Genomic DNA, 13,983 nt, shown 5'->3' with positions numbered 1-13,983 from the left:
TTCCCAGCCTCCAGCCTCCAGCCTCCAGCCTCCAGCCTCCTCTAGCCGCCCTTATGCCGATATTGCTGCCGATACTGATTTGGTGACAGCTCGGTGTGCTGGCGAAACAGCCGAGCGAAGAAGCTCGCGTCGTCGTAACCGACTTCATAGCTGATGGTCTTGATGCTTTTGCGCGTGGTCGAGAGCAGGCTCTTGGCGGTTTCGATTCGTAATCGCTGCAGGTAGTGCAGCGGTTTATCGCCGGTCGCCGTCTGGAAGCGCCGCATGAAATTGCGGATGCTCATGCCATGCTCCCGCGCCACGTCCTCGAAGCGGAATTTCTCCGCGAAATGTTCCTCCAGCCATTCCTGAATCTGCAGTACGCGTGTGTCCAGGTGCAGCTTCTGTCCGCCGAAGCCTATCCGTCCCGGACTGTAGTTGCGCTGCACCTCGAAGAGAATGTCACGCGCCATGCCCTGCGCGACATTCGAGCCGCAGAAGCGCTCGACGAGATGCATGTAAAGGTCCGAGGCCGAAGTGATGCCTCCGGCGCAGTAGAGATTGTCGCTGTCGGTCAGGTGCCTTTCCGGCGAGAAGAGCACGCGAGGGAAGCGCTCGGTGAATTCGCGGGCGAAGCGCCAGTGAGTAGTGGCCTCACGTTCGTCGAGCAATCCCGCAGCGGCCATCCAGAAGGCTCCGGTGGCTTCGCCGCAAATTGCGCTGCCGGCCGCGTGTCGCTCGAGTAACCAGGGTGTTACTTGCGGATATTGTTGGCAGAGCGCGTCGAAATCGCCCCAGAACGCCGGCAAAATCACTGCATCGGTTACATCCAATGCACTGTCCACCTCGATACGGGTACCGCTGAATGTGCTCACAGCTTTGCCGTCGGGGCTGACTAATGAGGTCTCGAAAGCAGGTGTGAGTCCCAGGCCGAGCTGTTTGCCGTAGCGCAGGCTGGCCATATGAAAGAAATCCTTGGCATGCATCAGGGTGGACGCGAACACCCCCTCAGTGGCCAGAATGCTGATGCGTTTCAATGGTTGGGCGGTGAGCATGCGTTTTCTTCTGGCTATTCCGGTTGTTTTTATAAGGCCAAAGCAGGGTAAATCTGCCGTTATCCGGCGGGAGCGTCTTATTTTTTTCCGCGACTGTCCAGTCGCAATCAGTCTAATCGGGCGGAACCGCTCGCGGCGCTGCCCATCAGACTTACATCAGAGAGGGCGTTTTCATGACAACAGCCGCACCACAAGGCCGTCCCGATGTGTTTTCCGGATGGGATGGCAGCACCGCCGCCGCCCGGGAAATGCAGAAGCAACTGGCGAGCAAGGTCGTGCTGGAAGATGACTTTGGCCCGCTGCGGCTGATAGCCGGCGTCGATGTCGGCTTCGAGGAGGGTGGCAAAATCACACGCGCTGCGGTGGTCCTGCTCGATGCCGAAACTCTCGAGCCGGTGGCGCAGGCACTGGCGCGGATACCGACTTGCATGCCTTATATCCCGGGCCTGTTGTCCTTTCGTGAGCTGCCCGCCGTGCTACAGGCGCTCGATTCGCTTGGGCAGGTGCCGGATCTGATTTTTTCCGATGGGCACGGCATCGCTCATCCGCGTGGGCTCGGCATTGCCGCCCACCTGGGTGTCATTACCGGACTGCCGACGATCGGTGTGGCGAAGAAGATTCTTACCGGCCAACACGCGGAACTCGGCGAGCAGCGTGGCGATAGGGTCGATCTACTGGCCAAGGATGGCAAAGTGATCGGCACTGTTCTGCGCAGCAAGGACAAGGTGCGGCCGTTGATCATCTCGCCCGGCAATCGGGTCAGCCTGGCGACCGCGCCGCAGATGGTGATGCGATACGTCACCCGCTATCGCCTGCCGGAACCGACACGGCTCGCCGATCGCCTAGCCTCGCGACGGGACGAAAAGCGCGCCGCTACTCAACAGGCCATGGACTTCGAATAGCGCGGGCGGCTTGCAGCCAGCAGCTTGCAGGCGCTAGCCTGCAAGCCCGCAGATTACCCAGGTCCGCCCCGATGCAGCTGGATCACGCGACAGGCTGGTGTCGAGGTATTCACCATTGCCCCTCGCCCAACTTCAATCAGCGCCCCGACGGGGAAATATCGCTGCTGGTCATTCATAACATCAGTCTGCCGCCCGGTTGCTTCGGGACTGGTAAGGTCCAGCAGTTTTTTCAGAACTGCCTGCCCACCGATGAACATCCATTCTTCGAGGAAATCGCGACTCTGCAGGTGTCGGCGCATTTCCTCATCGAGCGTGATGGTGCCATCACCCAGTTCGTCTCCTGTCTGGATCGCGCCTGGCACGCCGGCATCTCGCGCTTCGGCGGGCGCGACAGTTGCAACGATTTTTCCCTTGGCATCGAATTGGAAGGCACCGATGACGCGCCATTCAGTGAGGCCCAGTACGACAGTCTGATCAGGCTCTGCCGCTCACTGCAGCAAGCCTATCCGGCGATCACGCCGGATCGGGTCTGTGGCCACAGCGACATCGCTCCGGGGCGCAAGACCGACCCAGGCCCGGCATTCGACTGGCAGCGCTTGCGCGCGGCGGCGATCGTTGCGTGAATTGCCCAGCAGAGGATAGATAGATGATTTTTCTCGTGGTGTTGCTGGTACTGCTGATCGACAAACTTACCGATTGGCGGCGCGGTGTGCAGCAAGATGGTCCTTGGCTGCACTTGCTGCGACGGATCGAAAGTCGCCCGGAGCTGATACCCAGGCCATGGTTGAGCCTGCTGTTGGGGGTGCTCCTGCCGGTCCTGTTGCTCGGCCTATTGTTGATCGTGCTCCAGCCCTTGGCTTACGGCTGGCTCAGCCTGCCTTTGCATCTGCTGGTGCTGCTTTACAGCCTTGGACGCGGGCAGAGTAAACGCGAACTCGGACCGTTCCGTGATGCCTGGCGTCGTGACGATGGTGAGGCGGCGGGGCTGGTGGCCGAGCGCGACCTGGGTATCAGTGCGTCGGACGCGCCAAGCCTGTTGCGCGCTGTGGAGGCGCAGCTGCTCTGGCGCAGCCACCAAGGCTTCTTTGCGGTGATCTTTTGGTATGTGTTGCTTGGTCCCATGGCCGCGCTGGCCTACCGCCTGCTTTCGTTGACCGTCGAGCACGCTCGGAGCGAGGCCATGCGCGAGCGGGCCGGGCAGCTGCTACACGCATTCGACTGGCTGCCGGTGCGAGTCCTGCTTGCCAGCTTCGGGCTGGTTGGCAACTTCGTCGCGGTCAATCGCGCCTTGCTGCATGACTTGCTGCACTGGGAGATTCCGGCCAGGCAGCTGCTGGCGGACGTCGGCCCGGCTGCGGCCGATCTGAGCGAGCCCTTTGAAGGCGAGGCGGGTCTTGCCCGACTGGACAGCCTTGCAGCCTTGTTGGTGCGCGCACGCATGCTCTGGTACGCAGCCATCGCGATCTGGGCGATTCTTCTCTGACAGATTCGTTCTGCCGGATCTGCCCCTCGCACTGCTCTGACAGTTACCGATCATCGGCATAAGTACCGTGGATATGCCGGAATCGGCGAGCCTTCTGCCACTTGTCGGGCCATCACCCTGCCATTACCTTAAGTTACATAACCCGCGACCGATATCCCGTATAAGTTTTCTCGTGCCACCTCTCTGACGAGCCCTGCTGCAGCCATCGAATGTTGCCAGCAATACAACAAGAAACTGGGAGACGTCTTTTGAAAAGCCTGTTGTATCCCGCTATCGCATTGATGAATCGCCTGAGCTTCGGCATGAAGTTCAGCTTGATCAGCGTCCTCTTCTTCGTCCCCATGCTGCTGACTAATTTCTATCTGGTGCGCGACTCGTACCGAGAGTTCGTCGGCACCCGCACTGAGCTGCAAAGCCTTGAACTGCTGGGTACGGCATTGCAGTTGCGGCGCGAGATGGAAGATTGGAAAGACCTGGTCGAGATCGAGGGAATCATCGGCCAGACCGGGGAGGTTCAGGCGCTGGTGACCCGGCTGGCGGATGCCGAGCGAGATCTGTCGGCACGGATGCAGGGTTTGACGCCGGTCAGCGACAATCCCGAACAGGTTGCCGAGTTCAACACCCGCCGAGACGAACTCGACGCAGCCCTGCGCGAGGCCCAGGCGCAGCAATCGCTGCAGGCCAAGGCCGCCATGGCACGTGCGTTGTTAGGCAAGGCGCAGGTGATGATCAAACTGATCGCCAGCCAATCCGGCTTGAGTCAGGACAGTCAGCGCGATGTGCGTATGCTGGCCGAGCTGCTGACCTCGGTCACACCCTCGATCACCGCCATCCTCGGCGAGGGTCGGGCGATCGGTTCTTACACCTTTGGCCAGGGCTATCTGAACTCCGACGCCAGCAACAAGCTGGACGAACTGCTCCTCGAGCTGGAAAAACAACAGGCTCAATACAGCGCTCAATTGCAGGACGTACTTGGCAGTAGTGCTGCCGCGCAACGCCAGCTCGACAGCTACACTGCCAGCAGTCGCGATTCCCTGAAGATCAGCAGCGATGTCTTTCAGGACCAGGTGATCATGGCCGAAGCGCTGGATCGTCCATGGGAAAATTTTTACGATTTGATCAGCGCGGAGATGGCGAAGACCTACGCACTCAACGATGCGATTCTCGGATTCCTTGATGCGGAGTTGGAACAGCGTCTGGAACAGAAGCGCCTGCTCATGACTTTGCTGCTGGCCGCGTTGGTACTGGTGTTCGTGCTGGTGGTCTATCTCTATAGCGCCTTTTACATGTCGACTCGCGCGTCGCTGAGCAGCCTCGGTGCGACCATGGGTCAGGTCGCCGCTGGCGATATGACCGCGCGTTTCAAAGTGCAGAGCCGCGATGAACTGGGCGAGCTGGGCCAGGTATTCAACGAGACCGTGGCAAAGATACGTGAGCTGATCGAGCGGGTCGGCCAGACGGTCGGTGAGGTGGAACGCCAGGCTTCGCGCGTCGAAACCGTCTCTGGCGAGAGCAATCAGACGGTGTCCGAGCAGCGCGGACAGATTGAGCAGGTCGCCACTGCGATGAACCAGATGTCGGCGACCGCCCAAGAGGTCGCAACCAGTGCCGAAGCGGCAGTCGGCAGCGCGCAGAGTGTCAATGAGGAAACGGTTAGCGGTCGCAGCCTGGTCGAGTCGCAGGTCGGCGGCATCGAACGGTTGGCGGCGGAGATCGAGCAGTCGGTCAACGTGATCAATCAGCTCGCCAGCGACAGCAAGGCCATCAGCCAAGTACTGGATGTAATTAAAGGTGTCGCCGAGCAGACCAATCTGCTGGCACTCAATGCCGCAATCGAGGCCGCACGGGCCGGCGAACAGGGGCGTGGTTTCGCTGTGGTCGCTGACGAAGTGCGCAGTCTGGCCAAGCGCACCCAGCAATCCACCGAAGAAATCGAGCAGATGATTGCGCGACTCCAGGGCGGTGTCGGCGCTGCGGTCAAGACCATGCATTCCAGCCATTCGATGGCCGAGGAAACGGTCAGCCAGTCGGCGCAGGTTCGTCAGGCGCTGGAAAATATTCTCGGCGCGGTCGGCGCCATCGTTGACCAGAACCAGCAGATCGCCGCCGCTGCAGAGGAACAGACGGCAGTGGCCCACGACATCGATCGCAACATCGTCGCCATCAACGAAGCCGGCCAGCGTACTGCTGAAGGAGCCGGGCATACCGAGCAAGCCAGCCGCGAACTGACCGAACTGGTGGGACGCCTGCAACAGCTGATCGGCGCGTTCCGGGTCTGATCGTCGGCCTCAGGCGGCGACGCGCAACCGTCCATCGCATCCTTGTGAACAGCGCCTCGCATACCCGGTCTGCCAAAAAGGCGAACCCGGGAGCGCGCTATGTCCAGCACCGCGAAAAAGACCGATCCGCAACTGTGGGAGCGGGTCAAGAAAGAAGTCACCGATGGCGACAAGGGCGGCGAGCCCGGCCAGTGGTCTGCGCGCAAGGCGCAATATGCCGTGCAGGAATACAAAAAGCGCGGCGGTGGCTACGAAGGCAAGAAATCAACCGACAACCATCTGCGTGAGTGGACCCGCGAGGACTGGGGCACAAAATCCGGTAAGCCCTCCGGTGAAACCGGCGAACGGTACCTGCCCAAGCATGCCCGCGAGTCGCTCAACGACGAAGAATATGCCCGCACCACGCTCAAGAAGCGCGCCGACAGTCGCCGCGGGCAGCAGCATTCAAGCCAGCCCGCCGATGTGGCGCGCAAGACCAGTCGCGAACGCGAACCAGCGCTCAGCGGCCTGAACAAGACCGAGCTGATGCGCCGCGCTGCCCGGCGCAATATTCGTGGTCGTTCGAAGATGAAGAAAGACGAGCTGATCAAGGCGCTCGAACGCGAGGGCGAGCGATGAGCACACTTGATGACAATGCCCGTCGGGACATCCGCGATGAATTCCATCAGGTCGTGAACATGGCGTCATCTGCCCTGCGCCGCTGGCTAGAGACCGAGACCAGCCGCAGCGTTGGCATGACTGCCGAGGGGGAGAAAGTCACCGCGCCGGGCGATGGCGAAGCGGTTGGCCATGCCATGGGCGAGCGCATTCTGGAACTCAAGGGGCGGCGTCAAGCTGATCTCGAAGAAGACGACTACCAAGCCATGCGCAAGGTCATCGGCTACGTTCACCGGCATCTGGCCCAGCGGCCAAAGGGCGACATACACGATAGCCGTTGGCGCCATTCGCTGATGAACTGGGGCCACGATCCGCTGGAGGACTGAGTTCCGCTGTTCCGTATTGAAGCGGGTGACCTCGGCTTCAACGTTGACAGGGCGTTCCGTCTGATCGTAATGATTCGCTGGCAGCTGCGGCGATGCGGCGTTCGATGACGCACGTGCCGGTTCAGTCAGATGATCATTACGTCCAGCCAAACAGCTCGCAGCTGTTGCGGTAACTGGCATCCGCCAGTTCTTCGGGGCTGATGCCGCGCAGCTCGGCCAGCTCGCGGCAGATGTCCGGAAGAAATGCCGGGCTGTTGCGCTGCCCGGCATGGCTGTGCGGCGTGATATCCGGCGCGTCGGTTTCCAGCACGATGCTGTCTAGCGGCAACTGCTGAAGCACCCGATGCATGCGATGCGCCTGGGGCCAGGTACCGGCACCGCCGAGACCGAGCTTGTAGCCGAGTCTGATGTATTCCCGCGCTTCCTCCCAACTGCCGCTGAACGCGTGGGCGATACCCGCACGCTTGAGCTTGCGCTGCTTCAGGGTGGCAATCATCGGGGCATGGGCGCGGCGCACATGCAACAGCACCGGCAGGTCGAACTCGTCCGCCAGGTCGAGCTGAGCTTCCAGCATTTGCTGTTGGCGCTCCTTGTTCGGATTCTCGATGTAATAGTCCAGGCCGATCTCGCCGATTGCGCAGAGCTTGTCCTGCCCGCGCAAGCGCTGCAGCCAGCCGTGCAGGTTGTCGATATGCTCGGGCCTGTGGTCTTGCAGAAATACCGGATGCAACCCCAGCGCCGCATACACCGCCGGCTCGTCCAGAGCCAGTTGCCAGACCCTTTCCCAGTTCGCCTGATGCACGCCTAGCACTAGCACGCGCTCCACACCAACCGTCGCACAGCGGGCCAACACCTCACTGCGATCGGCGTCGAAGGGGTCGAAGTCGAGGTGCGTGTGGGTATCGATCAGGGGCACGGCAGATCTCCTGGCCTGGTATTGGTAAGGACTGGGACACGGAAATTGCTGAACTCAGCGGACGGTTTCTTCCTCGATCTGGATGTCGCTGACGCCCAATTCAGCCATGCGGCTATGCTCGCTCGGACGTACCGGGATTTCCCAGGGTGCGTCGGTCGCCGCGCGTGGCTCGCGGACATGATGCAGGAGAATCTCCAGTTCGGCTTGTTCCAGGCCGGGTTCTTCGAAGGAGCTGAGCGTCAGCGAGGCTGGGTTTCCGTTGATCAGATAGTGAATACGGTAGCGTTTCAGTTCGGTCATGGCGGCTCTCGGTCTGGATTTACGGTTCGGGGGCTATGGAGTATCCGACCGCCGAATCGCCCTCAGGCTCCCGAGTCTTCACGCTCCGATTCGAGCAGTGCTGCTTTGCGCTCGATGCCCCAGCGGTAGCCGGTCAGCGCTTGGTTGGCCCCAACGACCCGATGGCAGGGCACCAGCAATCCGACTGGGTTGCTCGCGCAGGCACGGGCGACCGCGCGGGCGTGGCTGCCGAGACTTTCGGCGAGCTCGCCGTAGCGACGGGTCTGGCCAGGCGGAATGTCTTGCAATGCTTGCCAGACGCGTTGTTGAAAAGCGCTGCCGCGCAGGTCTAGCGGTAGCCGAACGGCACGTGATGGCTCGTCCAGTTGGGCCAGAATCGGCTGCAACCAGCCGCCCAAGCCAGTCTGATCGAGCCGCAATTCGGCTGCGGCGAAGCGCGACTGAAGCTCGCCCAGCAACGCCTGCTCATCGTCACCGAACAACAGGGCGCAGATGCCATTGTCGCTGGCAGCGACTAACAGCAGACCCAGCGGACACGTGCTAATCGCATAGCGCAGCGACTCGCCGGCACCCTTGCGCCGGCGCTGCGCTGGGCTCAGTGCCGTGACGTTCTGATAGGCGCCGCGGGTGCTGCCGTAGCCCGCATCCAGTGCTGCATCCAGCACCGAGTCGGCAGCGGGCAAATGCGTCTCCAGCCGCTCGCGGCGACGCGCTGCGGCCCAAGCGTGAGGCGTAAGACCGGTGCGGGCCTTGAACGCGCGAGCCAAATGCGACGAGGACAGACCAATGCGGGCAGCCAGCGTGTCCAGCGTCATCGGCGCAGCGCTTGCGTCGAGCAGACGGCAAGCGGCAATTACCAAGCCATCCAGCTGTTCGGCTGGGCTCTGCCCGTGAGGCGCGCAGCGCATGCAGGCGCGATAGCCAGCGGCTTCGGCATCAGCGGCATTACTGAAGAAACTGACGCCGTCACGCCGCGGCCGGCGCGCCGGGCAGCTTGGGCGGCAGAAGATACGGGTCGAGCGGACGGCGAATACGAAGCGGCCATCGAAGCCTGCATCGCGTTCGCAGAGGGCTTGCCAGCAGCGTTCGAAATCGATCATTTCGCGACTCCTTGAGTGGTTGTGCTCAATTGTCCGTCCTGCTCGCCTTCGACGCCAATCCGCAATGCGCTTTCAAACTTGCGGGCGAGCATGGAAGCGTGCTGACGATTACCGTAACCTGCAGACCTGCATAGTCGAATAGGGTCTGTAAGCCGCTGATGAAAACGCCAAAACGACTCGAGCCGCTGGTCGAGGATGGGCTGATCGACGAAGTGCTGCGGCCGCTGATGAGCGGCAAGGAAGCAGCTGTATATGTGGTGCGCTGTGGTGACGAACTGCGTTGCGCAAAGGTATACAAAGAGGCCAACAACCGCAGTTTTCGCCAGGCAGTGAAATATCAGGAAGGGCGCAAGGTGCGTAGCAGCCGCGACGCCCGCGCCATGGCCAAGGGCTCCAAGCACGGGCGCAAGGAAAAGGAAGAGAACTGGCAGAACGCTGAAGTCGCCGCCTTGTTCCGTCTGGCGGATGCCGGGGTGCGCGTGCCCAAGCCGTACGATTTCCTCGACGGCGTGCTGTTGATGGAAATGATATCGGGCGAAGACGGTGATGCCGCACCGCGTCTCAACGACGTTGATCTGCATCCAGACGATGCCCGGGAATTTCATGCCTTCATGGTCGGCGAGGTCGTGAAGATGCTTTGCGCCGGCCTGGTGCATGGCGACCTGTCCGAGTTCAACGTGCTGCTCGACGAACATGGCCCGGTGATCATCGACCTGCCACAGGCGGTGGATGCGGCTGGCAACAACCATGCATTCGAGATGCTCGAACGGGATGTGGGCAACATGTCGGCCTATTTCGGACAGTTCGCTCCGGAGCTCAAATTCACTCGCTACGCCAAGGAAATGTGGGCGCTTTATGAAGATGGCAAGCTGACGCCGGATACCGAACTGAGCGGGGAATTCGCCGAACCGGAAGATGCTGCCGATCTCGATGCGGTGATGCGTGAAATCAAGGCGACACTCGCTGATCAGGCGCGCAAGGAAGCGTTGCGCAATGCGACGGACGAGCCCAGCGACGAGCCGCCGACACCGCCGTGGATGCGTAACTAAGCTGCCTCTGAGTGGTGCCGACATGCTTCATATGAGTTGTCGGCCTATGCTGACTCACGGGGCACGCTTATCCGGTAACGGCTGGGGCACGCTTCGTCAGCCGCGGATTGGGCGTATTATTGTCGGCGTTTCAATGCGAGCAGGAGAGAGTCGCAATGCAAGGTCAGCCACAAGTCATCGAATATCTGAAAGAACTGCTGCGTGGAGAGCTGGCCGCGCGCGATCAATATTTCTTGCACTCGCGGATGTATGCCGACTGGGGCTTCACCAAGCTCTACGAGCGCATCAACCACGAGATGGAAGAAGAAACCCAGCACGCCGATGCGCTGCTCAAACGCATCCTGTTCCTCGAAGGCACGCCCGATATGACGCCTGAGGTGATAAACGCAGGACATACCGTGCCGGAGATGCTGCGCAGCGATCTGGCTCTGGAGTACAAGGTTCGTGAAGCCCTGGCCAAGGGTATGGCACTGGCTGAGCAGCACGGCGATTACCAGACGCGCGACATCCTCGCGCTGCAGCTACTGGACACGGAAGAAGATCATGCGTACTGGCTGGAACAGCAGCTCGCGCTGATCGACCGTATCGGGTTGCAAAATTATTTGCAGTCGCAGGCCTGACGACTGCCAGATTTTTTCGCACGTTGGGAACCAGATCACTCCGACGGGTTCAATACGCCAGTATGCAAATCCGAACGTCGCAGGGAGTGACGAATGATGAAGCGCTGGAAAGGAGTCGTTCAAGGTACTGCTGTATTCATGGGTGCGCTGGCACTGTTGCTGCTGGTGGCCTACCTGCTTAATCAGGACCGGAGCGTCCTGCATCAGCTGATTACTGCGCCGTTGATGCTCGAGATGAGCATCATGACTGCGCTGATCTGCCTCCTGATCTGGACCGCGCATCGTCGACGATAGTCGCGTTGATTCCACAGCGACCGTACCTGTGAGGGCGCGCACGCGCTCTTCAACAGCATCCACCCGATTCTAAATCCTTGAGGATCGGACAGTCTGGCCGGTCATCTCCGTGGCAGGTTTCGACTAGCTCCTGCAGCGTATCGCGCAGGCCCACCAATTCGGCGATCTTCTGGTTCAACGCGTCGATATGCGCACCAGCCAGCGCCTTCACGTCGGCACTGGCGCGCTGGCGGTCCTGCCAGAGCGTGAGCAGCTTGCCCACTTCTTCGAGAGAAAACCCCATATCGCGTGAGCGCTTGATGAAGGCGAGGCGATGCAGGTCTTCCTCGCCATAGTGACGATAGCCGTTGGCGCTGCGCCCGGCGGGGCTGATCAAATCGATGGATTCGTAGTAGCGAATCATCTTCGCCGACAACCCGGTTTTCTTCGCTGCCTGACCAATATTCATGCTCTCTCCACGGCTGACACGGATCGAGATTGCATCGGTTTAACGAGGTTTCGTTGCGATTGGTGCATCTACTATTCCTCCGGTTTCCAGCGCTTGAGCAACAGCGCATTGCTGACCACGCTGACGCTCGACAGCGCCATCGCCGCGCCCGCTACCACCGGGCTGAGGAAACCCAGGGCCGCTAGCGGAATACCCACCAGGTTGTAGATGAACGCCCAGAACAGGTTCTGCTGAATCTTGCGATACGTGCGTCGGCTGATTTCCAGCGCAGCAGGCACCAGCCGCGGATCGCCGCGCATCAACGTAATGCCGGCTGCGTGCATGGCCACGTCGGTGCCGCCGCCCATGGCGATGCCGACGTCGGCTGCAGCCAGTGCCGGCGCATCATTGATGCCATCGCCGACCATCGCTACGACCGCGCCGGCTCTTTTCAGCTCGGTAACAGTCGCGGCCTTGTCCGCCGGCAAGACCTCGGCATGCACGTTGTCGATATGCAGTGCCTCGGCCACCACACGGGCACTGCCACGGTTGTCGCCTGTGATCAGGTGGCTTTTGATACGTCTCGTGTTCAGCGCGGCGATAGCCTCCGCCGCACCGTCCTTAAGGCTATCGCCGAAAGCGAACAGGCCAAGCACACGCGGCTGCGGAGCCGTCTCGATCAACCAGGACAGCGTGCGTCCTTCGGCTTCCCAGGCTTGCGCCTGACTGGTGAGAGCGCCCGGCTGCAGGCCGTTATCGTCCAGCAGGCGCCGATTGCCCAGGGCCAGCGAACGGCCGTCGAGATCACCAGCGATGCCGCGCCCAGTCAGCGATTGGCTCTGCTCCACATCAGGCACGTCCAGCCCGTACTCTTCGCAGCGATCGAGCACCGCCCGCGCCAGCGGATGTTCACTGCCGCGTTGCAGCGCGCCGGCCTGCTGCTGCAGCGCGGTCTCGTCGCCATCGTTCGCATGCAGATGCACGATCCGCGGCTTACCTGAGGTGAGGGTGCCGGTCTTGTCGAAGGCTACCGCCGTGACGGCATGTGCGACTTCCAGCGCCTCGGCGTCCTTGATCAGAATGCCGTAGCGCGCCGCCACGCCTGTGCCGGCCATGATCGCCGCTGGGGTGGCGAGCCCGAGGGCGCACGGACAGGCAATCACCAGCACCGCGACTGCATTGATCAGAGCGACTTCTACCGAGGCGCCAGCCACCAGCCAGCCGATCACCGTGCATACGGCGATCACCAGCACGGCCGGGACGAATACCTGGCTGACCTTGTCCACCAACTTCTGGATCGGCGCCTTGGCAGCCTGGGCGTCTTCGACCAGGCGGATGATGCGCGCCAGCACTGTCTCGCCACCCAGCGCGGTGGTGCGTACCAGCAAACGCCCCTCGCCATTGATAGCGCCGCCGGTGATGCGGTCGCCGGGGCCTTTGGCAACCGGCAGGCTCTCGCCACTGATCAACGCCTCGTCGGCCTGACTTTCGCCTTCGACCACCTCGCCATCAACCGGGAAACGCTCGCCGGGCTTCACCAGCAACAAGTCATCCAGCCGCAGCGCAGCGATAGCGACTTCCTCTTCGCTACCTCCCACGACCCGCACCGCACGATCGGGACGCAGCGCTTCGAGCGCGCGGATGGCGGCGCTGGTCTGGCGTTTGGCGCGGCTCTCTAGATACTTGCCGAGCAACACCAGGGCGATGACGACTGCCGATGCCTCGAAGTACAAATGCGGCGTTTGGCCGGCAGACGCGACCCACCATTGGTAGAGGCTCAAGCCGTAGCCAGCGCTGGTGCCGATGGCAACCAACAGGTCCATGTTGCCGGCGCCGGCCCGCACCGCCTTCCAGCCAGCGATGTAAAAGCGCGCGCCGAGGATGAACTGCACCGGTGTCGCCAGGAGAAATTGCACCCAGGGCGGCAGCATCCAGTGTTGATCGAGTAGCTCGCCGAACATCGGCACTACCAGCGGTGCAGCCAGCAGCAGCGCGGCGATGACCGCCCAGCGTTCGCGGCGTAGACGACGCTCGGTATTGTCTGAGGCCGGCTGTTCCGAGCCGCTGGCCTGGGCTTTGTAGCCGGCCGCTTCGACCGCCTGGATCAATACTGCTGGGTCAACTGTGCCGAGCACCTCGATATGAGCGCGCTCGCTGGCTAGATTCACCGACGCACTACGCACGCCTGGCAGGTTTAGCAACGCGCGCTCGACCCGGCCTACGCAACTGGCGCAGGTCATACCGTCGATTGCCAGTTCGAGAGTCTGTACCGGTACCCCATAACCGGCTTTCTCCACGGCCTGGATCAGCCCGGCAAGATCGGCCTCGGCGGTTTCGATACGGACTTGCTCGGCGGCCAAATTCACGGCTGCGCGTTCCACACCGGGGACCTTCAGCAGCGCGCGCTCGACTCGTCCGGCGCAGCTGGCGCAGGTCATGCCGGTGATGGGCAGGGTATAGATTGATGAGCTGGACATGATTCGCTCCCGATTAGCCTGTCAGCGATGATCAACCTTAACCTTATGGCAAGGTCAAGCCCGGTGCCAGTTGTCGCAGCGGCGGGCATGAACCTTGTTCAATGTGGCAAGGTTGAGCC

At 61.5% G+C, this 13,983-nt stretch carries 15 protein-coding genes; 9 read left to right on the top strand and 6 right to left on the bottom strand.

The genetic code is table 11. From position 1 onward, the window contains the following. Positions 1 to 41 precede the first annotated feature (41 nt). On the bottom strand, positions 42 to 1,034 hold the full coding sequence (locus AC2LD7_RS08350; RefSeq protein ID WP_484597301.1) for a GlxA family transcriptional regulator: 993 nt from the start codon (positions 1,032 to 1,034) through the stop codon (positions 42 to 44). A 173-nt stretch (positions 1,035 to 1,207) separates the two neighbouring features. On the opposite strand from AC2LD7_RS08350, the gene nfi reads away from it, so the two are divergent. From nfi to AC2LD7_RS08320, 6 genes are all read left to right on the top strand, one after another. Then, the gene (nfi, locus tag AC2LD7_RS08345; RefSeq protein WP_484597300.1) at positions 1,208 to 1,936 is read left to right on the top strand and encodes a deoxyribonuclease V; all 729 of its coding nucleotides are present in this window, start codon (positions 1,208 to 1,210) and stop codon (positions 1,934 to 1,936) included. 71 nt (positions 1,937 to 2,007) lie between these two features. Beyond that, positions 2,008 to 2,559, top strand: a complete 552-nt coding sequence (gene ampD, locus AC2LD7_RS08340; protein ID WP_484597299.1) for a 1,6-anhydro-N-acetylmuramyl-L-alanine amidase AmpD — start codon at positions 2,008 to 2,010, stop codon at positions 2,557 to 2,559. 23 nt (positions 2,560 to 2,582) lie between these two features. Further along, complete coding sequence (gene ampE / locus AC2LD7_RS08335; protein ID WP_484597298.1) at positions 2,583 to 3,419, top strand: regulatory signaling modulator protein AmpE; 837 nt, start codon at positions 2,583 to 2,585, stop codon at positions 3,417 to 3,419. A gap of 248 nt (positions 3,420 to 3,667) precedes the next feature. Continuing rightward, positions 3,668 to 5,698: a methyl-accepting chemotaxis protein gene (locus AC2LD7_RS08330; protein ID WP_484597297.1), complete on the top strand. Its 2,031-nt coding sequence runs from the start codon at positions 3,668 to 3,670 to the stop codon at positions 5,696 to 5,698. A 99-nt stretch (positions 5,699 to 5,797) separates the two neighbouring features. Beyond that, positions 5,798 to 6,316, top strand: coding sequence for a DUF5872 domain-containing protein (locus AC2LD7_RS08325; protein WP_484597296.1), 519 nt, complete (start codon positions 5,798 to 5,800; stop codon positions 6,314 to 6,316). Continuing rightward, entirely contained in the window at positions 6,313 to 6,681 is a 369-nt protein-coding gene (locus AC2LD7_RS08320) for a DUF3140 domain-containing protein (RefSeq protein ID WP_484597295.1), read from the top strand. Before AC2LD7_RS08325 ends, AC2LD7_RS08320 begins: the two co-directional genes overlap by 4 nt. 136 nt (positions 6,682 to 6,817) lie before the next feature. Here AC2LD7_RS08320 and AC2LD7_RS08315 read toward each other — a convergent pair whose 3' ends face one another. From AC2LD7_RS08315 to ada, 3 genes are all read right to left on the bottom strand, one after another. Further along, entirely contained in the window at positions 6,818 to 7,597 is a 780-nt protein-coding gene (locus AC2LD7_RS08315; protein ID WP_484597294.1) for a TatD family hydrolase, read from the bottom strand. 54 nt (positions 7,598 to 7,651) lie between these two features. Further along, positions 7,652 to 7,897, bottom strand: coding sequence for a hypothetical protein (locus tag AC2LD7_RS08310; RefSeq protein ID WP_484597293.1), 246 nt, complete (start codon positions 7,895 to 7,897; stop codon positions 7,652 to 7,654). Positions 7,898 to 7,959: 62 nt separating this feature from the next. Further along, complete coding sequence (ada, locus tag AC2LD7_RS08305) at positions 7,960 to 8,997, bottom strand: bifunctional DNA-binding transcriptional regulator/O6-methylguanine-DNA methyltransferase Ada (protein ID WP_484597292.1); 1,038 nt, start codon at positions 8,995 to 8,997, stop codon at positions 7,960 to 7,962. A gap of 158 nt (positions 8,998 to 9,155) precedes the next feature. Here ada and AC2LD7_RS08300 point away from each other — a divergent pair, with 158 nt between their 5' ends. The 3 genes from AC2LD7_RS08300 (at position 9,156) to AC2LD7_RS08290 (ending at position 10,960) form a co-directional block, all read left to right on the top strand. Next, entirely contained in the window at positions 9,156 to 10,046 is an 891-nt protein-coding gene (locus AC2LD7_RS08300; protein WP_484597291.1) for a PA4780 family RIO1-like protein kinase, read from the top strand. 155 nt (positions 10,047 to 10,201) lie between these two features. Next, positions 10,202 to 10,666, top strand: a complete 465-nt coding sequence (gene bfr, locus AC2LD7_RS08295) for a bacterioferritin (RefSeq protein ID WP_484597290.1) — start codon at positions 10,202 to 10,204, stop codon at positions 10,664 to 10,666. Between the two features lie 93 nt (positions 10,667 to 10,759). Beyond that, positions 10,760 to 10,960: a hypothetical protein gene (locus AC2LD7_RS08290; protein ID WP_484597289.1), complete on the top strand. Its 201-nt coding sequence runs from the start codon at positions 10,760 to 10,762 to the stop codon at positions 10,958 to 10,960. Between the two features lie 49 nt (positions 10,961 to 11,009). Here AC2LD7_RS08290 and cueR read toward each other — a convergent pair whose 3' ends face one another. Together cueR and AC2LD7_RS08280 are read right to left on the bottom strand one after the other, a co-directional pair. Beyond that, the gene (gene cueR, locus AC2LD7_RS08285; protein ID WP_484597288.1) at positions 11,010 to 11,408 is read right to left on the bottom strand and encodes a Cu(I)-responsive transcriptional regulator; all 399 of its coding nucleotides are present in this window, start codon (positions 11,406 to 11,408) and stop codon (positions 11,010 to 11,012) included. A gap of 71 nt (positions 11,409 to 11,479) precedes the next feature. Beyond that, positions 11,480 to 13,864: a heavy metal translocating P-type ATPase gene (locus AC2LD7_RS08280; RefSeq protein WP_484597287.1), complete on the bottom strand. Its 2,385-nt coding sequence runs from the start codon at positions 13,862 to 13,864 to the stop codon at positions 11,480 to 11,482. Positions 13,865 to 13,983: the final 119 nt, after the last annotated feature.

Source organism: Stutzerimonas sp., assembly GCF_982611455.1.
This window is presented reverse-complemented; position numbering and strand designations above follow the sequence as displayed.